Origin of the sequence: Enterobacter sp. RHBSTW-01064, assembly GCF_014103035.1 — a bacterium.
Lineage (GTDB): Bacteria > Pseudomonadota > Gammaproteobacteria > Enterobacterales > Enterobacteriaceae > Enterobacter > Enterobacter mori.
In genome coordinates, this window is record NZ_JABXOU010000003.1 from 1 (window position 1) to 20406 (window position 20406).

The 20406-nt window shown below is 57.4% G+C and carries 22 protein-coding genes; 18 read left to right on the forward strand and 4 right to left on the reverse strand.

All coding sequences use genetic code 11. The features are described from left to right. Positions 1–159: 159 nt before the first annotated feature. Entirely contained in the window at positions 160–1113 is a 954-nt protein-coding gene (locus HV355_RS10215) for a nickel/cobalt transporter (RefSeq protein ID WP_182401807.1), read from the forward strand. A 33-nt stretch (positions 1114–1146) separates the two neighbouring features. Here the strand turns inward: HV355_RS10215 and proP are convergent, their stop codons facing one another. Then, a complete protein-coding gene (proP, locus tag HV355_RS10220; RefSeq protein ID WP_089598654.1) occupies positions 1147–2649 on the reverse strand; it encodes a glycine betaine/L-proline transporter ProP in 1503 nt (500 codons plus the stop codon). 647 nt (positions 2650–3296) lie between these two features. Between proP and kdgT the strand changes: the two genes are divergently transcribed. Continuing rightward, entirely contained in the window at positions 3297–4289 is a 993-nt protein-coding gene (gene kdgT, locus HV355_RS10225) for a 2-keto-3-deoxygluconate transporter (RefSeq protein ID WP_042719120.1), read from the forward strand. 59 nt (positions 4290–4348) lie between these two features. Here kdgT and HV355_RS10230 read toward each other — a convergent pair whose 3' ends face one another. Further along, positions 4349–5224: a diguanylate cyclase regulator RdcB family protein gene (locus HV355_RS10230; protein ID WP_182401809.1), complete on the reverse strand. Its 876-nt coding sequence runs from the start codon at positions 5222–5224 to the stop codon at positions 4349–4351. Next, entirely contained in the window at positions 5221–7575 is a 2355-nt protein-coding gene (gene crfC / locus HV355_RS10235) for a clamp-binding protein CrfC (RefSeq protein ID WP_182401811.1), read from the reverse strand. The genes HV355_RS10230 and crfC overlap by 4 nt, the downstream gene beginning before the upstream one ends. Positions 7576–8170: 595 nt before the next feature. On the opposite strand from crfC, the gene HV355_RS10240 reads away from it, so the two are divergent. From HV355_RS10240 to phnP, 16 genes are all read left to right on the forward strand, one after another. After that, entirely contained in the window at positions 8171–8506 is a 336-nt protein-coding gene (locus tag HV355_RS10240) for a zinc ribbon domain-containing protein YjdM (protein ID WP_042719123.1), read from the forward strand. A gap of 80 nt (positions 8507–8586) precedes the next feature. Beyond that, positions 8587–9018 carry a VOC family metalloprotein YjdN gene (gene yjdN / locus HV355_RS10245; RefSeq protein WP_182401813.1) on the forward strand — a complete coding sequence of 144 codons (432 nt, stop codon included), beginning with the start codon at positions 8587–8589 and terminating at the stop codon, positions 9016–9018. A gap of 173 nt (positions 9019–9191) precedes the next feature. Next, positions 9192–9980: a phosphonate ABC transporter ATP-binding protein gene (gene phnC / locus HV355_RS10250; protein WP_089598650.1), complete on the forward strand. Its 789-nt coding sequence runs from the start codon at positions 9192–9194 to the stop codon at positions 9978–9980. A gap of 23 nt (positions 9981–10003) precedes the next feature. After that, entirely contained in the window at positions 10004–11020 is a 1017-nt protein-coding gene (phnD, locus tag HV355_RS10255) for a phosphonate ABC transporter substrate-binding protein (RefSeq protein ID WP_042719126.1), read from the forward strand. 117 nt (positions 11021–11137) lie between these two features. Further along, entirely contained in the window at positions 11138–11917 is a 780-nt protein-coding gene (phnE, locus tag HV355_RS10260; protein WP_182401815.1) for a phosphonate ABC transporter, permease protein PhnE, read from the forward strand. Between the two features lie 20 nt (positions 11918–11937). Further along, on the forward strand, positions 11938–12663 hold the full coding sequence (gene phnF, locus HV355_RS10265; protein WP_061099518.1) for a phosphonate metabolism transcriptional regulator PhnF: 726 nt from the start codon (positions 11938–11940) through the stop codon (positions 12661–12663). Continuing rightward, positions 12664–13116, forward strand: a complete 453-nt coding sequence (gene phnG / locus HV355_RS10270) for a phosphonate C-P lyase system protein PhnG (protein WP_108418067.1) — start codon at positions 12664–12666, stop codon at positions 13114–13116. Further along, positions 13113–13697, forward strand: a complete 585-nt coding sequence (gene phnH, locus HV355_RS10275; protein ID WP_089598645.1) for a phosphonate C-P lyase system protein PhnH — start codon at positions 13113–13115, stop codon at positions 13695–13697. Before phnG ends, phnH begins: the two co-directional genes overlap by 4 nt. Then, positions 13697–14761 carry a carbon-phosphorus lyase complex subunit PhnI gene (locus HV355_RS10280; RefSeq protein WP_089598644.1) on the forward strand — a complete coding sequence of 355 codons (1065 nt, stop codon included), beginning with the start codon at positions 13697–13699 and terminating at the stop codon, positions 14759–14761. The genes phnH and HV355_RS10280 overlap by 1 nt, the downstream gene beginning before the upstream one ends. After that, entirely contained in the window at positions 14754–15599 is an 846-nt protein-coding gene (gene phnJ / locus HV355_RS10285; protein WP_029740231.1) for an alpha-D-ribose 1-methylphosphonate 5-phosphate C-P-lyase PhnJ, read from the forward strand. Before HV355_RS10280 ends, phnJ begins: the two co-directional genes overlap by 8 nt. Then, complete coding sequence (gene phnK / locus HV355_RS10290; protein ID WP_182401817.1) at positions 15596–16351, forward strand: phosphonate C-P lyase system protein PhnK; 756 nt, start codon at positions 15596–15598, stop codon at positions 16349–16351. Before phnJ ends, phnK begins: the two co-directional genes overlap by 4 nt. Before the next feature lie 87 nt (positions 16352–16438). Next, complete coding sequence (phnL, locus tag HV355_RS10295; RefSeq protein ID WP_148401234.1) at positions 16439–17119, forward strand: phosphonate C-P lyase system protein PhnL; 681 nt, start codon at positions 16439–16441, stop codon at positions 17117–17119. Continuing rightward, positions 17116–18252, forward strand: a complete 1137-nt coding sequence (gene phnM / locus HV355_RS10300; RefSeq protein WP_148401235.1) for an alpha-D-ribose 1-methylphosphonate 5-triphosphate diphosphatase — start codon at positions 17116–17118, stop codon at positions 18250–18252. The genes phnL and phnM overlap by 4 nt, the downstream gene beginning before the upstream one ends. Further along, positions 18249–18800, forward strand: a complete 552-nt coding sequence (gene phnN / locus HV355_RS10305) for a ribose 1,5-bisphosphokinase (RefSeq protein WP_182402144.1) — start codon at positions 18249–18251, stop codon at positions 18798–18800. Before phnM ends, phnN begins: the two co-directional genes overlap by 4 nt. Next, a complete protein-coding gene (gene phnO, locus HV355_RS10310) occupies positions 18793–19227 on the forward strand; it encodes an aminoalkylphosphonate N-acetyltransferase (protein WP_182401819.1) in 435 nt (144 codons plus the stop codon). The genes phnN and phnO overlap by 8 nt, the downstream gene beginning before the upstream one ends. Before the next feature lie 9 nt (positions 19228–19236). Beyond that, positions 19237–19995, forward strand: a complete 759-nt coding sequence (phnP, locus tag HV355_RS10315; RefSeq protein ID WP_182401821.1) for a phosphonate metabolism protein PhnP — start codon at positions 19237–19239, stop codon at positions 19993–19995. 82 nt (positions 19996–20077) lie between these two features. Here phnP and yjdP read toward each other — a convergent pair whose 3' ends face one another. Further along, positions 20078–20404 carry a DDRRRQL repeat protein YjdP gene (gene yjdP, locus HV355_RS10320; RefSeq protein WP_182401823.1) on the reverse strand — a complete coding sequence of 109 codons (327 nt, stop codon included), beginning with the start codon at positions 20402–20404 and terminating at the stop codon, positions 20078–20080. Positions 20405–20406 lie beyond the last annotated feature (2 nt).

Here is a 20406-nt window from a genome sequence, read left to right on the forward strand (position 1 = left end):
GTTCTCCGCAGGCCGCAACCGCTAAATGACAGAAAAATGACTGACTGCTGCATTACACAGCAAAACCCCGTCTTATACCTTTTTACACACAGACTTATCCACAGACGCCCCTTAAATCCACTATACTAGCGACAAATATTCCCCCTGCAGGCTCCTCCCATGACCACACAACGTCTCACCCGTGACTGGCGCATCCCCACAGCAGGGCTGATGGTGCTGGTACTTCTCTTTGCAGGTTTTACGCTCCATACGCACTGGAATGCCTTTATTCAGTGGTGCCTCGCCACCCAGATCACCTTACATCGCTATCTGGTGATGTACTTGCTCCAGCTGAATAACCATCAGTACAGCGGCGGTCTGTGGCTACTCACCGGTGCCTTCCTTTATGGCGTACTTCACGCCATCGGACCGGGGCATGGCAAATTCATTGTCACCACCTATCTCAGTACAAATAAAGAAAGCGAATTGGCCGCCCGGGTTGTGCCGTTTCTCGGCAGCCTGATGCAGGGCGTCAGTGCCATACTCTTTGTCTTTATACTGGCGATAGGATTTAACCTCGCCTCGGGGGATATCAGCACCAGCCGATGGTATGTAGAGAAGGTCAGCGCCGTCCTTATTGGCGCATTCGGCGCATATATGATTTATCAGGCACTGAAAAGCCTGCGTCCGCGTCGAATGACAATCTCCTCGATCAAACCCTTCCACCAGCATGATGAGCATTGCGGTTGTGGTCATCATGGCGTAGGAGCCGAACTGACAAAAGGCGACTGGAAAACGCGTCTGGGCGTGGTAATGGCGATTGGCGCGCGCCCGTGCAGCGGCGCGATCATGATCCTGATGTTCTCGAATGCGCTCGGCATTGTCACCTGGGGGATCGCCGCGGTGATGACCATGTCACTGGGTACAGCGCTTTCTATTATGGGTCTCTCGCTGGCAGTACGTTATGCCCGTGAACGCACGGTGGCATATTTCGGCGGCGGGTCAACGCTGAGCTGGCTGGTCCCGGTCGTGAAAATATCGGGAGGGATCGTGCTGATTCTGTTCGCCACCGTCCTGTTCCTGACGGTAATCCCCATCAGCGCCAACGGCGACTACATTGCCGCCGGATGCTAATAAAAGAAAACCCGCCAGCGGCGGGTTTCATTATTACTCGTTAATCCGTGGATGTTGATCAACAAGGCGAGAGCGTTTCTTCTGCAGCTCTTCAATTTCTGCGTCAATATCCTCGATCTTCTGCTCTACGTTATCGTAGTGCTCACGCAGGATCTCTTTTGCTTCCTGAATATCGGATGCCGCAGGCGTCGCCCCTTTCAGAGGACGGTTCGCCGTCTCCTTCATGGTAAGACCGGTTGCCAGACCAATGACTGCAATAACCATCAGATAATAAGCAGGCATCATCAGGTTCTGCGTGCTTTCCACCAGAGAGGCGGCAAGCGTCGGCGTCAGGCCCGCAATCAGAACCGAGATGTTGAACGCCGCCGCCAGCGCACTATAACGAATGTGCGTCGGGAACATCGCAGGCAATGTTGACGCCATCACCCCGATAAAGCAGTTCAGGATCACCGCCAGCATCAGCAGGCCCGCGAAAATCAGACCCAGCACATTACTGTTAATCAGAATAAAGGCCGGGATCGCCAGCGCAAACAGCGCCACACTGCCGAGGATGATGAACGGTCGACGGCCAAAGCGGTCACTCAGCAGCCCCATAATCGGCTGCACAAACAGCATACCCACCATGATCGCGATAATAATCAGCACACCGTGATCTTCCGAGTAGTGCAGGTTATGCGACAGGTAGCTCGGCATGTAGGTCAGCAGCATGTAGTAGGTCACGTTGGTGGAAATCACCAGACCGATACAGGTCAGCAGGCTACGCCAGTGTTTGGTGGCAATCTCTTTGAACGATACTTTCGGGCCTTCCTGTAGCCCTTCTCGATCTCCCTGCTCCAGCTTTTCAACGTGCTGCTGGAACGCTGGCGTCTCTTCCAGCGCATGACGCAGGTAAAGACCGATGATGCCCAGCGGCAGCGCGATAAAGAACGGAATACGCCAGCCCCATTCGAGGAAGTTCTCTTCACCCACCACGGTTGAAATCAGCACCACGACACCTGCGCCCATCACAAACCCGGCAATCGAACCGAAGTCCAGCCAGCTGCCCATAAAGCCACGCTTACGGTCAGGTGAATACTCCGCAACGAAGATCGACGCACCGGTATACTCGCCCCCGACGGAGAAGCCCTGCGCCATTTTACAGAGCAGCAGCAAAATCGGTGCCCAGATGCCTATGGTGGCGTAGGACGGTATCAGGCCGATACAGAATGTACTGATCGACATAATAACAATGGTGATAGCGAGTATTTTCTGGCGACCGTATTTATCACCGAGCATACCGAAGAACAGACCACCCAGAGGGCGAATCAGAAAGGGAACGGAGAACGTACCCAGCGCGGCAATCATCTGCAGGCTTGGGTCGGCACCGGGGAAGAACACTTTACCTAATGCATAGGCAACAAAACCGTAGACACCAAAATCGAACCATTCCATCGCATTACCGAGCGAGGCGGCGGTGATCGCTTTACGCAGTTTTGCGTCATCGATAATCGTGACATCGCGAAGCGTAATGGGTTTAACCTTTTTCCTTCTTAGCATAGCTTTCCTCGTAGACTCAGCCCTGTCCGTTCCACAGCTAACTCGCGTTCTGTGAACCTGGGATTCGCTCCATGCGAATCGCCTTATTCAAGCGTAGCAGGTTTACTTACATTGACGTTTCACGTCGATACAACCGAACCTGTTGACGCCTGCCTGGGCAGTTAATGACCTTTTTACCCTACCAGTGTTTATATATGTGATCAACTTCACATATCTTTTTCCTGTTCGTCAAATGACGTCAGACTTTGTCAATTCCTGCGAATGCGTACTTACTCAAGCGGCCGAAAAAATATGCTTACGTACGTTATTATTCGGGTCTCAGCAAAAGATTAAGCCACAATCCTTCACATCAGATTTACATAAATTTTAATAATAAAATGCCGCATCCTTTGTTTACATTCATTATGTGATCGAGATAACTAAAACACTGTTTTATTTTCATTGAATCGCAATTCCAAAGATCGCATCATAAATCCGCAAACATCATCTTCAGTGCTTTCGAACAAAAGAAACGGAAGACACTCATTTAATTTTATTGCATGGATACCAAGTTAGCCCCTCAAAAAGGCCGGTAATTCATTGAATTTATTTATTTATTTTTTTGAAGCTTTCCGCCAGATACGCGGGGCGAGATGCGAGGGTTAAACATGAAGATTAAAGCCACAATAGAACGTATCCCCGGCGGAATGATGTTGGTTCCGCTGGTACTTGGTGCGATCTTAAATACACTGGCACCGAATACCGGTGCTTATTTTGGTGGATTCACAAAAGGCATGATTAGCGGAACGGTACCGATTCTGGCGGTATGGTTCTTTTGTATCGGCGCATCCATTAATTTACGTGCCACGGGGACGGTATTACGCAAATCAGGCACACTGGTTATCACAAAAATTGCCGTCGCCTGGGTTGTTGCAATGATCTGTGCGATGTTCATTCCGGAGAACGGCATTCAGACCGGATTCTTTGCCGGATTATCCGTGCTGGCCATCGTGTCAGCGATGGATATGACCAACGGTGGCCTGTATGCCAGCCTGATGAATCAGTACGGCACCAAGGAAGAATCCGGTGCGTTCGTGCTGATGTCGCTGGAGTCCGGCCCGCTGATGACCATGTTGATCCTGGGCTCTGCCGGTCTTGCCTCCTTTGAACCTCACCACTTTGTCGGTGCGATCCTGCCATTCCTGATCGGTTTTGCGCTGGGTAATCTGGATCACGATTTACGCGACTTCTTCAGCAAAGCTACGCCGGTGCTGATTCCGTTCTTTGGCTTCGCACTGGGTAACACGATCAACCTGAACGTGATCCTGGATACCGGCCTGCTGGGTATTGTGCTGGGTGTTGCCGTCATCATCATCACCGGTATTCCGCTGATTATTGCTGACCGCGTGATTGGGGGCGGAAATGGAACCGCGGGTGTCGCCGCGTCTTCGGCCGCCGGGGCTGCCGTCGCAAACCCGGTGATTATTGCCCAAATTAACCCAGCCTTCGAACCGGTCGCCGCGTCAGCCACAGCGCTGGTTGCCGCCAGCGTGATCGTCACCGCGATTCTGGTCCCCATCATCACGGCGCTGTATGCGAAACGCTACGGAAATGTGCAAGAGACCCAGCCTGAACCGAAACCAGTAGAAATGAATCATTAAACCGCACCACACCATCCCCTCTCCCCTGCGGGGAGAGGATTAGGGTGAGGGGGAAGGGATCAGCCAAAAATCTCTTCCACCATCCCCTCCACCAGCCGTTTTGCCGAACAGAGCCTTGGCATGCCCAGCGCGACAGTCTGCCAGCTCTGCGTCACCGACCAGCACACCGGATGTTTATCCGCCAGGCACCAGTCCCCCAACCAGCCCAGCATATCCTTGTAATCCATCAGACCGGGGGAGGCGGATGTTGTCAGCCATTGAGGGTAAAAGTGTCGAGTGGTGGGAGAGGCATTAATACCCTGAGCAAGATAATTCGCCGCCATGCTGCGCAGGTTATCCTTGAGCATGGCCGCCACATCGTCATTTGCCAGCCGGCACGCATCACCAAACGGCCCCCAGCGCAACTCTTCCAGAACAACGTAACAGCGGCCAGCCAAAGACCAACTGTCGTATTGACCGGCACGCCAGCGGGTAAAAATCTGCTCGCTATGCTCACCCGCCTGAACCGTGAGCCCACGCTGCGTCAGCGCTTTCTCTTTATAAGCCGCACGCTGGCTAAAGTGAGCGGTGAGTTCTTCATACTGCTGTATCAGACCAGGAGGCTGAACGGTGCGCGGGTTCGTCTGCTGCCGAAGCGCCAGCAATTTATCGGACATACGGGTCAGTGCCAGATGGCCAGGATCGAGCATTCCGGCCAGCTTCTCCGCCAGCCCCAGGCGCAATGCCGTATTTTCGGTGAACATTCCCGACATCGCCCACGGCCGTAGCCGGGTGTGCGTCATGATTTCCTGAGTCAAACGTTCACGAAACTGCAGCTGCTGCGGCCCCAGATGGGGATGACGCGCAGCGTCCACACCCTGAACCAGATCGACCATAAATTTGGGATGAATACACTCCAGCGTCCGCCCGGGACCGTCCAGTAGCTGTGTTGTCATGGTTGCTCTGCCGCGAATAGGGTTTGAATATCATCGCGTAACAGTCGGGTATCTTCCTGAATCCACGTTGCAGTCGTAAGACTTTGCTTCAGCATCTGGCTGAGCGCTCGTGTCGAATGCTCATTTTGCTGACGCACTGCGAGGCTATCACGCAAGCTTTCCTGTAACCCGGCCAGGCATAATGAAAATTCCGCAAAGAATGTCGCCATACCTGCCGTAACAGAAACATCGACCTGCGCGGCCAAAGCTTTACCTATTTGTTCACAAAACTGGTCGATATGTTGCTTAAATTTGTCATGAAGCTGCGCGATATCGATGACGTATCGTGTACGCGTCGCGACAGCGTCCTCCCAGCCCCAGCCCGGATTGTTCAACCAGCGCGAGACGGTTTCACGCATGCTGCCCGTCCCCGAGGTTCGCCCTGCCGGACGGCTATCCATCGCAATGGCATCGTTAAACAGCGCACGCGTGTTGAAGTTCAGCTGATTAGGCTGAAACGCAGGGAAACTGATCCGCGCCCGAAAACCCGCATGGCTCAGCTGCGCTTTAATCCGCGTCTCTATGGGGCGCATGGCCTCATTCAACGAGCGTGCCAGCGTGGATTCCAGCTGATCGAAGCGCAACGCCAGCTCTCGACAGATCTTATCCTGCGCATCCAGCATAATCAGTTCACATGAGGAGCTGATCTTACTCAGTACAATCTGCGCCTGTCCTTCGTCGTCCAGCACCAGATGATGTGCCTCTTCCACTGCGTCATTTCGCACATTCAGCGGATCGATACCGGCGACCCCCATGATATTGCCGTGACTAAAGACCTGCCCAATCGCCTGTTGCAGCGCGTGCTTTTGCCGCGCCATGAACTCATCTGTTGCGCTAAGCGCCTCTTCAACTTCGTGTTGCACTTCATCGCTGACCACGCTCTGGCGTGTTTTTATCAGCGCCATGTCGTCCTCGAGCCGGGCAATATTCAACTCCAGCTCGTCGAAGGCCACGGTCAGCCCCTGATAGCGAAAATCGAGATACTCCCGGGCATTCTGCGCATAGTTGAGGAGCTTGTGGGACGCCGAACGCAGGGCAAACAGCGAGGCGTTGGCATACGCGGCGTAAATCAGCTTACGGATGGGTTGTTCAAACAACGAGTCTTCCCACAGCAGGTCCGCGGCGTGACGGATATGGTCGATATCGTCCAGATCGGCTGTTCGCCAGCGACGTCCCAGCGCCGCCTCGGCAAAATCCTGCACCCAGCGCTGCGCCTGATGGTCAGGGAGCCGTCCGTTAGCAGCCATCTCATAGCGGGCACGATTGGCCAGGTAGGCCCACATCGAGGAAACCGGGTAAATCTGCCCAGGCGAAATATTCCCCTTCATTAATGTGCCGGAAATCAACGCCCGGACCTGTTCCTCGTCATCGCTGTTACGGTCTTTCTGATCGAACTTATTGACCAGCGCATACAGGGGGACCGATTTACCCGCCACCGAGATCGCCTGACGGACCTCTTCATCGGAAATCGATTTGAGCTGGGTGTAGTCCATCACCGCCAGGACAGCCGAGGCGCGAGCCAACTGCTCGCTGAGCATTTTTTGCAGATGCGGCTGTCCGGCTTCATTTGGCCCCGGTGTGTCGAGTAACGTCAGTTGACCCAGATGGGCATCCAGCCCTGCGAGATGGACAAACTCCACCTCAATGACCGGAATATGTTCAATGGCCGTGTATTCGGAAAACGGAAAATCCACGCCCAGCGCCAGAGAAAGGCGTACCAGGTCGTTAAGGCTTTTCAGACAATGGAATATCGGCTCTGCGCCCAGATGATGTTTTTCAAATGGCTCACCTTTTTCGATACGCTCCAGCAGGGTATTCATGTCTTTATCTATTTCCAGACGCTGGGCCAGCTTACCGCGATCGTCATCGCAGAGCTTTTTCTGCAATTGCAGAATCAACGCATCAATAGGAGAGACATGCGAGAAATGAAGTACAGGCTCCTTTTGACCCGGCGTATGGCGGATCAGCGTCGGGAGCGCGGTCATTGGCCGGTTGCGGTTCGGCAATACCTCGGTACCCACAATCGCATTAATGGTGGTTGATTTACCCGCCTTCATGGTCCCGACAATGGCCAATACCATTTCGAGACGGGTTATTTTGCGCAATTCATTATTTAGCATCGCCTGCTGAGCATCGACGCCACGGGCGCTGAAATGTAAAGGCAATACATTATTATTACCGCCTCTCAATGCGGCCGTCGCGCTATCCAGCATCGTACCTGGCATTGATTTCAACGTCTCAAGATTCTGTAGCGCGAGCTGTAACAGACGCTCAGCTTCCTGGCTTAATTCAAAAATGGTCTGTGTGTGCATGATAAAAGCCTTTCCTTAACGCAAATTTATTACTTTTATTAAGCCACTTTGTTTTGATTATGCTGTTTCGGCTTATATGATCACGTATGGAAAACATGTTCGCAAAATATAACCAATTGATGGCAATAAGAAATAAATAACCATCCTTGCAAGGCGCGTAAAACGGCCCCCTTGGCGGAAAGCCAAAAGATAAAAAGCGTAGCTCATTTTCAGGAAACATCAGGATATATCATTGCTATTTACCCACCTAAAAAGAGAGGTAATTCCCCGCCACCATGGGATGAATGGCGTTGGTGAACGTGGATAAATAACAACTTGTTGCTTAACCTTATCCGAAATGGAAGAGCGTAGCAATTTGATGCAATAAAATATTCGATATATTTAGCATCATTTCTTTCCATCGTCTTAATGCGTCAAGCATCGCTTAACTGACTGACAGCAAGTGTCACTCGCCACACAATTTTTGCCTTTTTTTTATTATGCAATAGCACCGACAAAAGTGTGGATTTGCGTTATACTTGCCGCCTTTTTCGGCACTCTGCCGTCATTTAGCTGGCACTTTCCAGCGTGTTAACACTTTTTTGAGGATACCGACATGCAACTCCCACACTGCCCGAAATGCAATTCTGAATACACTTACGAAGATAATGGCATGTTCATCTGCCCGGAATGCGCACATGAATGGAATGACGCAGAGCCGTCGCAGGACAGCGATACCCTCATCGTAAAAGATGCGAACGGCAACCTTCTGGCCGACGGCGACAGCGTCACCGTGGTGAAAGATCTGAAGGTGAAAGGCAGCTCTTCCATGCTGAAGATCGGCACCAAAGTGAAGAATATCCGTCTGGTTGAAGGCGACCACAACATCGATTGCAAAATTGACGGTTTCGGTCCAATGAAACTGAAATCTGAGTTCGTTAAAAAGAACTGATTTATCCGCCCGGTGGCGCTTCGCTTACCGGGCCTACAATAACTAAACTTAATGGGCTTCTCTTACCTGAGGTAATGATTATGCCGTTAAGTCCCTACATCTCTTTCGCCGGTAACTGTGCTGAGGCCACCGCCTTCTATCAGCAGGCCGTCGGCGCAGAACTCCTCTATAAAATCACCTTCGGCGAAATGCCAAAAGACGAAAACAGCGAAGAAGGCTGTCCGTCCGGCATGCAGTTTCCGGATTCCGCCATCGCTCACTCCAACGTTCGCATTGCGGGCAGCGATATCATGATGAGCGACGGGTTGCCGCCCGGCAGCAGCGCGCAGTACGCCGGGTTCACGCTGGTGCTCGACACCCAGGACGTGGCAGAAGGTAAGCGCTGGTTCGACAGTCTTGCCGCGGGCGGAAATGTCGAAATGGACTGGCAGGAAACCTTCTGGGCGCACGGCTTCGGTAAGGTCACCGATAAATACGGTGTGCCGTGGATGATTAACGTCGTTAAATCGTAGGTCGGATAAGCGCAGCGCATCCGGCAACAGCGCCCGGTGGCGCTGCGCTGACCGGGCCTACGGTGATTGTCATCAAACTCCCCTCAACTCTTCAAATTCCCGCAACCCAGACTTAACCCAAATGTCATATTGATGCGCCAGCATGAGGCCACATTTATTGTGAGGCCCAGCCCATGCAAACCGTCATCCGCGTCGAGAAACTGAGCAAGACCTTCCATCACAACAAGGCGCTGCATGCCGTTGATCTGACCGTCCAGCAGGGCGACATGGTGGCGCTTCTCGGGCCTTCTGGCTCAGGCAAATCCACCCTTCTGCGCCATTTAAGCGGCCTCATTACCTGCGATAAAACCCCGGAAAGTCACGTCGAACTGCTGGGTAACACCGTGCAGCGTGCAGGCCGTCTGGCGAGCGATATTCGCAAAAGCCGCGCCCAGACGGGCTACATCTTCCAGCAGTTCAACCTGGTGAACCGCCTGACGGTGCTGGAGAACGTGCTGATTGGCGCGCTCGGCAGCACCCCGTTCTGGCGCACCTGCCTGCGCTGGTTCTCCCCTTCTCAGAAACAAGAAGCGCTGCAGGCGCTAACGCGCGTCGGTATGGCGCATTTTGCCCACCAGCGCGTCTCCACCCTGTCCGGTGGACAACAACAGCGCGTCGCCATCGCCCGCGCGCTGATGCAGAAAGCCAAAATCATTCTTGCCGATGAACCCATCGCCTCGCTGGACCCGGAATCGGCGCGCATCGTGATGGAAACCCTGCGCGACATTAACCAGCACGACGGCATCACCGTGGTGGTGACGCTGCATCAGGTGGATTACGCACTGCGCTACTGCGAGCGCATCGTCGCCCTGCGACAGGGGCACGTGTTCTTTGATGGCGCAAGCCATCAGTTTGATAACGAACGTTTTGACCATCTCTACCGCAGCATTAATCGCGTCGAAGAGAACGCGCAGGCTGCTTAACGTCCCCATAACGAGGAATGGAAATGAGCTATAAAACGGTTGCCGCGCTGGCCTTCACCAGCATGTTCAGCATCAGCACTCTGTTAAGCCCGGCCTACGCCGAGGAGCAGGAAAAAGCGCTGAACTTTGGCATCATTTCGACGGAATCACAGCAGAACCTGAAACCCCAGTGGGAACCGTTCCTGAAAGATATGGAAACCAAACTGGGGATCAAAGTAAACGCCTTCTTCGCCCCGGACTACGCGGGCATCATCCAGGGGATGCGCTTTAATAAAGTGGACATCGCCTGGTACGGCAACCTCTCCGCCATGGAGGCAGTAGACCGCGCGAACGGACAGGTCTTCGCCCAGACCGTAGCAGCAGACGGTTCTCCGGGCTACTGGAGCGTGCTGATCGTGAACAAAGACAGCCCGATCAACAACCTCAACGACCTGCTCGCTAAACGCAAAGAGCTGACCTTCGGCAATGGCGATCCGAACTCCACCTCCGGCTTCCTCGTCCCGGGCTACTACGTCTTCGCCAAAAACAACGCCTCCGCCAGCGACTTCAAGCGCACCGTCAACGCCAGCCACGAAACCAACGCCCTCGCCGTGGCCAACAAGCAGGTGGACGTTGCCACTAACAACACCGAAAACCTCGACAAGCTGAAGACCTCCGCGCCGGACAAGCTGAAAGAGCTGAAGGTTATCTGGAAATCGCCGCTGATCCCGGGCGACCCGATCGTGTGGCGTAAAAACCTCACCGAAAGCACCAAGGAGAAGGTGTACGACTTCTTTATGAACTACGGCAAAACGCCGGAAGAGAAAGCGGTTCTTGAACATCTGGGCTGGGCACCGTTCCGCGCGTCAAGCGACCTGCAGCTGGTTCCGATTCGCCAGCTGGCGCTGTTCAAGCAGATGCAGGGCGTGAAGGACAACAAAGGCCTCAAGGAAGACGAGAAGACCAGCAAAGTCTCTGAAATTCAGGCCCAGCTGGACGATCTCGACCGCCTGACCGCCGCGCTCGGTGCAATGACCAGCGTGAATAAAGCGGTGCAGTAATGCTTTTCTCCCTCTCCCTGTGGGAGAGGGCCGGGGTGAGGGCATCAGCGCGCACATTTCCCCCTCACCCTAACCCTCTCCCTCAAGGGAGAGGGGACTAAACCTAAAGGAGCCAACATGCAAACCATCACCCTCCCACCGCCAAAGCGCAGCTGGTTCTCGCTCATCAGCTGGGCCATCCTGCTGGCGGTGCTGGTTATCTCCTGGAAGGGCGCGGAAATGGATCCGCTGCTGCTCTTCAAAGATTCCGGCAACATGGCCACCTTCGCCGCCGACTTCTTCCCGCCGGACTTCAGCCAGTGGCAGGACTACCTTGGCGAAATGGCGACCACCCTGCAAATCGCCGTCTGGGGCACCGCTCTTGCCGTCATTCTCTCCATTCCGTTTGGCCTGATGAGCGCCGAAAACATCGTGCCGTGGTGGATATACCAGCCGATGCGTCGCCTGATGGATGCCTGCCGCGCCATTAACGAAATGGTGTTCGCCATGCTGTTCGTGGTCGCCGTCGGCCTGGGTCCGTTCGCGGGCGTGATGGCGCTGTTCATCCACACCACAGGCGTGCTCTCCAAGCTGCTCTCCGAAGCGGTCGAAGCCATCGAGCCCGGTCCGGTAGAAGGCATTCGCGCAACGGGCGCCAACAAAATCGAAGAGATCCTTTACGGCGTCCTGCCTCAGGTGATGCCGCTGCTGATCTCCTACTCCCTGTACCGATTTGAGTCCAACGTCCGCTCCGCCACCGTGGTCGGCATGGTGGGCGCAGGCGGGATTGGCGTCACCCTGTGGGAAGCCATTCGCGGTTTCCAGTTCCAGCAAACCTGCGCCCTGATGGTGCTCATCATCGTCACCGTCAGCCTGCTGGATTTCCTCTCTCAACGTTTGCGTAAGCACTTCATCTGAGAAGCGAGGCTTTGTTTTCTATGCACTTATCCAGACATCCGACCAGTTACCCCACCCGCTGGCAAGAGATTGCGGCAAAGCTCGAAGTGGAGTTGCGCACGCACTACCGCTGTGGAGACTACCTGCCCGCCGAGCAGCAGCTTGCCGACCGCTATGAGGTGAACCGACACACCCTGCGCCGCGCCATTGACCAGCTGGTCGAGCGCGGCTGGGTCCAGCGCCGCCAGGGTGTGGGCGTGCTGGTACTGATGCGCCCATTCGACTACCCGCTAAACGCCCAGGCGCGCTTTAGCCAGAACCTGCTGGATCAGGGTAGCCATCCGACCAGCGAAAAGCTGCTCTCGGTATTGCGCCCGGCCTCCAGCCACGTGGCGGACGCGCTGGGCATTCAGGAGGGCGATAACGTCATTCACCTGCGCACCCTGCGCCGCGTTAACGGCGTGGCGGTGTGCCAGATCGACCACTACTTCGCGGACCTCGCCCTCTGGCCCGTGCTGCAAAACTTTGCCAGCGGTTCCCTGCACGACTTTCTTCAGGATGCGACCGGCATTGCGCTCAAGCGTACCCAGACGCGCATCAGCGCCCGCCGCGCGCAGGCGAAAGAGAGCAAGGTGCTCGAAATTCCCAACATGGCCCCGCTGCTCTGCGTACGCACCCTCAACCACCGTGACGGCGAGATCAACGCGACGGAATACTCCGTCAGCCTGACCCGCGCCGACATGATCGAATTCACCATGGAGCACTGAATGCACTTCGACATCTCCACCCGACAGCGCTGGATGCGCGTGCTGGCCCACAGCCAGCCTGCTGCGCTCTCTGCCCGCATGAGCGCCCTTAGCCTGGCACCTGATTACGACACCCTCCGCGCACCGGAGATTGGCCTGGTACAAATCCAGGCGCGGATGGGCGGCACCGGCGAGCGCTTCTTCGCCGGAGACGCCACCCTCACCCGCGCAGCAATCCGTCTGAACAGCGGCACGCTGGGCTACAGCTACGTGCTGGGGCGCGACAAAGCCCACGCCGAGCGTTGCGCGGTGATCGACGCGCTTTTACAGGAACAGCCGCATTTCCAGACGTTAATGGAAACCCTTATTGCCCCGCTGGAAGCCGACCGCGCCGCGCGCATTGCCGCACGTCAGGCCGAAGTGAACACCAGCCGGGTCGACTTCTTTACGCTCGTTCGCGGAGACAACGCATGACGCTTCAACCTGCTTTTACCCTGGCCGTCCAGGATGCCCAACACAGTTTTCGTCGCCTGCTGAAGGCGATGAGCGAGCCGGGCGTGATCGTCTCGCTGCACCAGCTTTCACAGGGCTGGCTGCCGCTGAACCTGGCGACCACCAGCGTGCTGCTGACCCTTGCCGACAACGACACGCCTGTTTGGCTTTCAGGCGCATTATCCAACGATATCGCCAGCCAGAACCTGCGTTTTCACACCAGTGCCCCGCTGGTCGATCAGCCCCAGCAGGCAATCTTTGCCGTGGCCGATGAACAAATCAGCCATGAGCAGCTTAACGCCCTGAGTGAAGGCAGCGCCGTTGCTCCGGAGACCAGCGCCACGCTGATCCTGCAGGTTTCCAGCCTGAGCGGCGGCCGCATGCTGCGCCTGACGGGCGCAGGCATCGCCGAAGAACGCATGGTCGCGCCGCAGCTGCCGGAGTGCATCATTCACGAGCTGACCGAACGCCCGCACCCGTTCCCGCTGGGCATTGACCTGATCCTGACCTGCGGCGAGCGCCTGCTGGCGATCCCGCGGACCACCCACGTGGAGGTGTGCTGATGTACGTTGCCGTCAAAGGGGGCGAAAAAGCGATCGCCGCCGCCCATGCGCTGCAGGCGCACAGACGACGGGGCGATGAACGGCTTCCCGAGCTGAGCGTCGCCCAGATTGAGCAGCAGTTAAACCTCGCCGTCGACCGCGTGATGACCGAGGGCGGCATCGCCGACCGCGAGCTGGCGGCGCTGGCCCTGAAGCAGGCCAGCGGCGATAACGTCGAAGCCATCTTCCTGCTGCGTGCCTACCGCACCACGCTTGCCAAACTGGCGGTGAGCGAGCCGGTCAACACGGCACAGATGCGCCTGGAGCGCCGCATTTCTGCCGTTTATAAAGACATTCCCGGCGGCCAGCTGCTTGGCCCCACCTACGACTACACCCATCGCCTGCTGGATTTTACCCTGCTGGCGAACGGCGAAGCACCGCAGCTCAGCACCTCTGACGCCGAACAAGAACCGTCTCCGCACGTCTTCAGCCTGCTGGCGAAACAGGGTCTGGCGAAGGCGGAAGAAGATTCTGGCGCGCAGCCGGATGACATCACCCGCACGCCGCCGGTTTACCCGTGCTCGCGCTCGTCCCGCTTGCAGCAGCTGATGCGCGGCGACGAAGGCTATCTGCTGGCGCTGGCCTACTCCACCCAGCGCGGCTACGGGCGCAACCACCCGTTTGCGGCCGAAATCCGCAGCGGCTACATCGACGTCGAAATCGTGCCGGAAGAACTGGGTTTTGCGGTGAACGTCGGTGAACTGCTGATGACCGAATGCGAAATGGTGAACGGTTTTGTCGCGCCCGAAAATGAAGACCCTCACTTTACCCGCGGCTACGGGCTGGTGTTCGGCCTCGGCGAGCGCAAAGCCATGGCAATGGCGCTGGTCGACCGCGCACTCCAGGCACCGGACTATGGCGAACACATTGCAGGCCCGGCGCAGGACGAAGAGTTCGTGCTGGCCCACGCGGATAACGTTGAGGCCGCCGGTTTTGTCTCGCACCTCAAGCTGCCGCACTACGTCGATTTCCAGGCTGAACTGGAACTGCTGAAACGCCTGCAACGGGAGCGCGCCAATGGCTAACTTAAGCGGCTACAACTTTGCCTATCTGGACGAGCAAACCAAACGCATGATCCGCCGCGCGATACTTAAAGCGGTGGCCATTCCGGGCTATCAGGTGCCGTTCGGCGGCCGCGAAATGCCGATGCCCTACGGCTGGGGCACGGGCGGTATTCAGATTACCGCCAGCGTGATCGGCGAGTCTGACGTGCTGAAGGTCATCGACCAGGGCGCCGACGACACCACCAACGCCGTGTCGATCCGCAGCTTCTTCCAGCGCGTAACCGGCGTAAACACCACTGAAAAAACCGAAGACGCGACGCTGATCCAGACCCGTCACCGCATCCCCGAAACCCCGCTGACGGAAGATCAGATTTTGATTTTCCAGGTGCCGATCCCGGAGCCGCTGCGCTTTATCGAGCCGCGCGAAACGGAAACCCGCACCATGCACGCGCTGGAAGAGTACGGGGTGATGCAGGTGAAGCTGTATGAGGATATCGCCCGCTTCGGCCATATCGCCACCACCTACGCCTACCCGGTGAAGGTGAATGGGCGCTACGTGATGGACCCGTCGCCGATCCCGAAATTCGATAACCCGAAGATGGACATGATGCCCGCCCTGCAGCTGTTCGGTGCCGGGCGCGAGAAACGCATCTACGCCGTCCCGCCTTACACCCGCGTGGAAAGTCTCGATTTCGACGATCACCCGTTTACGGTGCAGGAGTGGGACGAACCGTGCGCCATCTGCGGATCCAAACATAGCTATCTGGATGAAGTGGTGCTGGACGATACGGGCAAACGGATGTTTGTCTGCTCCGACACCGATTACTGCCGCCAACAGAGCGAGGCGAACGGCCAATGAAACCGCTGCTTTCGGTTAATCACCTGACTCACCTTTATGCGCCGGGCAAAGGCTTTAGCGACGTGTCGTTCGAGCTGTGGCCGGGCGAAGTGCTGGGGATCGTCGGCGAGTCCGGCTCCGGCAAAACGACGCTGCTGAAGTCCATCTCCGCGCGCCTCGCGCCGCAACACGGGGAGATCCTGTATCAGGGACGCTCCCTCTACGGCATAAGCGAGGCCGAGCGCCGCCGCCTGCTGCGCACCGAGTGGGGCGTGGTGCATCAGCACCCGATGGATGGCCTGCGCCGTCAGGTCTCTGCGGGAGGCAACATCGGCGAACGCCTGATGGCCACCGGCGCGCGCCATTACGGCGACATCCGCGCCACCGCCCAGCACTGGCTGGAGGAGGTGGAAATCCCCGCCTCACGCATCGACGACCTGCCGACAACCTTCTCCGGTGGAATGCAGCAGCGTCTACAGATCGCCCGCAACCTGGTCACCCACCCGAAGCTGGTGTTTATGGATGAACCCACCGGCGGGCTGGACGTCTCCGTGCAGGCCCGCCTGCTCGACCTGCTGCGCGGTCTGGTGGTGGAACTGAACCTGGCGGTGGTGATTGTCACCCATGATTTAGGCGTTGCGCGCCTTCTGGCGGACCGCCTGCTGGTGATGAAGCAGGGTCAGGTGGTGGAAAGTGGGCTAACCGACCGCGTGCTCGACGATCCTCACCATCCGTACACCCAGCTGCTGGTGTCGTCCGTGTTGCAGAACTGAGGGCGCCACCCCGGCAAAACGAACACCGCACCTTGTAGGCCGGGTAAGGCGAAGCCGCCACCCGGCAAAACGAATCGCGAGGCCAACATGATCCACGTACAAAACGTCAGTAAAACCTTTGTGCTCCACCAGCAAAACGGCGTGCGCCTGCCGGTGCTGCAAAACGCCTCGTTAGAGGTCAGCGGCGGCGAATGCGTGGTGCTGCACGGCCATTCCGGCAGCGGTAAATCCACCCTGCTGCGCTCCCTGTACGCTAACTACCTCCCGGACGAAGGCCATATCCGCATTCGCCACAACGATGAGTGGGTCGATCTGGTGCAGGCTCCGGCGCGCAAGGTGCTGGACGTGCGCCGCACGACGATCGGCTGGGTTAGCCAGTTTCTGCGGGTGATCCCGCGGATCTCCGCCCTGGACGTGGTGATGCAGCCGCTGCTGGATCTCGGCGTGCCGCGCGAAACCTGCGCCGCCAAAGCCGCCGGCCTGCTAACGCGCCTCAACGTGCCTGAACGCCTGTGGCACCTCGCCCCGTCGACCTTTTCCGGCGGCGAGCAGCAGCGCGTTAACATCGCGCGCGGGTTTATCGTTGACTACCCGATTTTGCTGCTGGATGAACCCACCGCCTCGCTCGACGATAAAAACAGCGCGGCAGTGGTTGAGCTGATCCAACAGGCCAAAGCGCGCGGGGCGGCGATCGTCGGGATCTTCCACGACGAAACCGTTCGCAGCCGCGTCGCAGACAGATTGCACCCGATGGGGACAAACGCATGATTATCAATAACGTCAGGCTGGTGCTGGAAAATGAAGTGGTTAGCGGCTCAATCGAGATCCAGGACGGCGTTATTCGCGCCTTTGCCGAAACCCAGAGCCGCTCACCGGAGGCTATGGACGGCGAAGGCGGTTGGCTGCTACCGGGGTTGATTGAGCTGCATACCGATAATCTGGACAAATTCTTCACCCCGCGCCCGAAGGTGGACTGGCCCGCCCATTCGGCGATGAGCAGCCACGACGCGCTGATGGTCGCCAGCGGCATCACCACCGTGCTCGACGCGGTGGCCATTGGCGACGTGCGCGACGGCGGCGATCGCCTGGAGAATCTGGAGAAGATGATCAACGCCGTGGAGGAGACGCAAAAACGCGGCCTCAACCGCGCCGAGCACCGTCTGCACCTGCGCTGCGAGCTGCCGCACCACACAACCCTGCCGCTGTTTGAAAAGCTGGTCGGGCGCGAGCCGGTCTCGCTGGTCTCCCTGATGGACCACTCGCCGGGGCAGCGCCAGTTCGCCAACATTGAAAAGTATCGCGAATACTATCAGGGCAAATATTCTCTCAACGATGCGGAGATGGCGCGCTACGAGGAAGAGCAGCTGGCACTTGCGGCACAGTGGTCGCAGCCTAACCGCCTTAAGATTGCCGCGATGTGCCGTGACCGCAACATCGCGCTGGCCAGCCATGACGACGCCACGCACGATCACGTGCGCGAATCCCACCAGCTTGGCAGCGTGATCGCCGAATTTCCCACCACGTTCGAAGCCGCGGAAGCCTCACGCAGGCACGGCATGAACGTGCTGATGGGCGCACCGAACATCGTGCGCGGCGGATCGCACTCCGGTAACGTGGCGGCAAGCAAGCTCGCCTCCCTCGGCCTGCTGGATATTCTCTCGTCCGACTACTACCCCGCCAGCCTGTTGGATGCGGCGTTCCGGGTGGCGGACGACGAAGGCAACAGCTTTACGCTGCCGCAGGCGATTCGCCTGGTGACGAAAAACCCGGCCACCGCGCTCAATCTTCACGATCGCGGGGAAATCGCCGAAGGTAAACGCGCGGATCTGGTGCTCGCCCACCGCAAGGGCGAACACGTTCATATCGACCACGTCTGGCGTCAGGGAAAAAGGGTGTTCTGATGGGAAGACTCATCTGGTTAATGGGGCCGTCCGGCTCCGGGAAAGACAGCCTGCTGTCGGCGCTGCGGCAGCAGGAACACACGCGACTGTTGGTCGCGCACAGGTACATCACCCGCGCGGCCAACGCCGGAAGCGAAAACCATATCGCCCTGAGCGAGCAGGAATTTTTTACCCGCGCCGGGCAAAATCTGCTGGCGCTGAGCTGGCACGCCAACGGCTTTTACTATGGCGTGGGCATCGAAATCGATCTCTGGCTGCACGCGGGTTTTGACGTGCTGGTTAACGGCTCGCGCGCGCATCTACCGCAGGCGCGTTCCCGATATGAAGCGGCGCTGCTGCCGGTCTGTTTAGAGGTGTCGCCGGAGATCTTGCGTAACCGCCTGCAAACTCGTGGCCGCGAAAGCGCAAAAGAGATAGACCAGCGCCTGGAGCGTGCGGCGCGCTACACCCCGTCGGGCTGTCACGTCCTCAATAACGACGGAAGTTTGCTACAGTCAGTCGAGACCTTTTTAACGCTGATCCGCCAGAAGGAGAAACAGCATGCCTGACTGCCAGCTTCGCCCCGCCACCGCCGACGATGCGCAGAGTGTTTACGCCCTCATCTGCGAACTTAAGCAGGCAGAATTCGATCATCAGGCGTTTCACGCGGGCTACCTTGCCAACCTGCAGGATCACAACATGCGCTACCAGCTTGCCGAATTGGACGGGCAGGTCATTGGCATGATCGGTCTGCACATGCAGTTTCACCTGCACCATGCGCGTTGGATCGGCGAGATCCAGGAGCTGGTGGTGATGCCGCAGGCGCGTGGGCACAAAGTGGGCAGCCAGCTTCTGGCATGGGCGGAAACGATCGCTCGCCAGGCGGGTGCTGAGCTAACGGAGCTCTCCACCAGCGTAAAGCGCACTGATGCCCACCGTTTTTACGTGCGTGAAGGATATACGCAGAGCCATTTCCGATTCACCAAACCGCTGTAGAGGTGCGTTATGAGTCTGACCATCACGTTGACGGGTACCGGTGGCGCCCAGCTGGTGCCGGTCTTTGGCTGCGACTGCGCGGCCTGCCGCCGGGCGCGCCTGCAGGTCAACTATCGCCGTCGCCCCTGCAGCGCGGCAGTCAAATTCAACGATGCAGTGACGCTGCTGGACGCGGGCATTCCGCACCTGATGGACGACTGGCCCGCGGGCAGCTTTCAGCAATTTTTACTCACGCACTACCATATGGATCACGTTCAGGGGCTGTTTCCCCTGCGCTGGGGCGTGGGCGCGACGATTCCGGTTTACGGTCCGCCGGACGAAGCGGGATGCGACGACCTGTTTAAACACCCGGGGATTCTGGATTTCAGCCACACGCTGGAGCCGTTTGTGATGTTTGAACTCCAGGGGCTGCGGGTCACACCGCTGCCGCTCAACCATTCCAGACTGACCTTCGGCTATCTGCTTGAATCGGCCCACAGCCGGGTGGCCTGGCTTTCCGACACCGCCGGACTGCCGGAGAAAACGGTGAAGTTCCTGCTCAACAACCCGCCGCAGGCGATGATTATCGACTGCAGCCATGAACCGCGCGAGGAAACGCCGCGCAACCATTGCGACTTAACTACCGTGATTGCGCTGAACGAGGTCATTGGCTGCCCGCAGGTGATCCTGACGCACATCAGCCATCAGTTTGACGTGTGGATGATGGATAACCCGCTGCCGCAGGGCATAGAAGCGGGCTATGACGGGATGGTTTTGGTACTCGACTGAGTTTTGCCGGGTGGCGGCTGCGCCTTACCCGGCCTACGGCCCAGGGTTTTGTAGGCCTGCGTAAGCGAAGCGCCACCAGGCTTTAGCCTCGATCGTAATCGTCTTCTAACCTGCGCTCATCTTCTTCTAACCGACGACGATCGTCATCCAACTGGCGCTGGCGCTCATCTAACCGACGACGCCTGTCCTCAAGCTGCCGACGGCGATCGTCGTACTGGCGGCTGTCGGTCTGGCGGCTGCGATCGTAACGATCGTCGTCGTCATCGCTGCTGCGACTGCTGCTGGGGTTATAAGCATCGTTGATCGCCTGTTGAATGTTGCCAATAGCATCATCAACAATATCGGCATGAGCCAGCTGGCTGGTGAGTGACAGCAGACCAAATAACAGAGCAGTTGAGTAACGTTTCATAA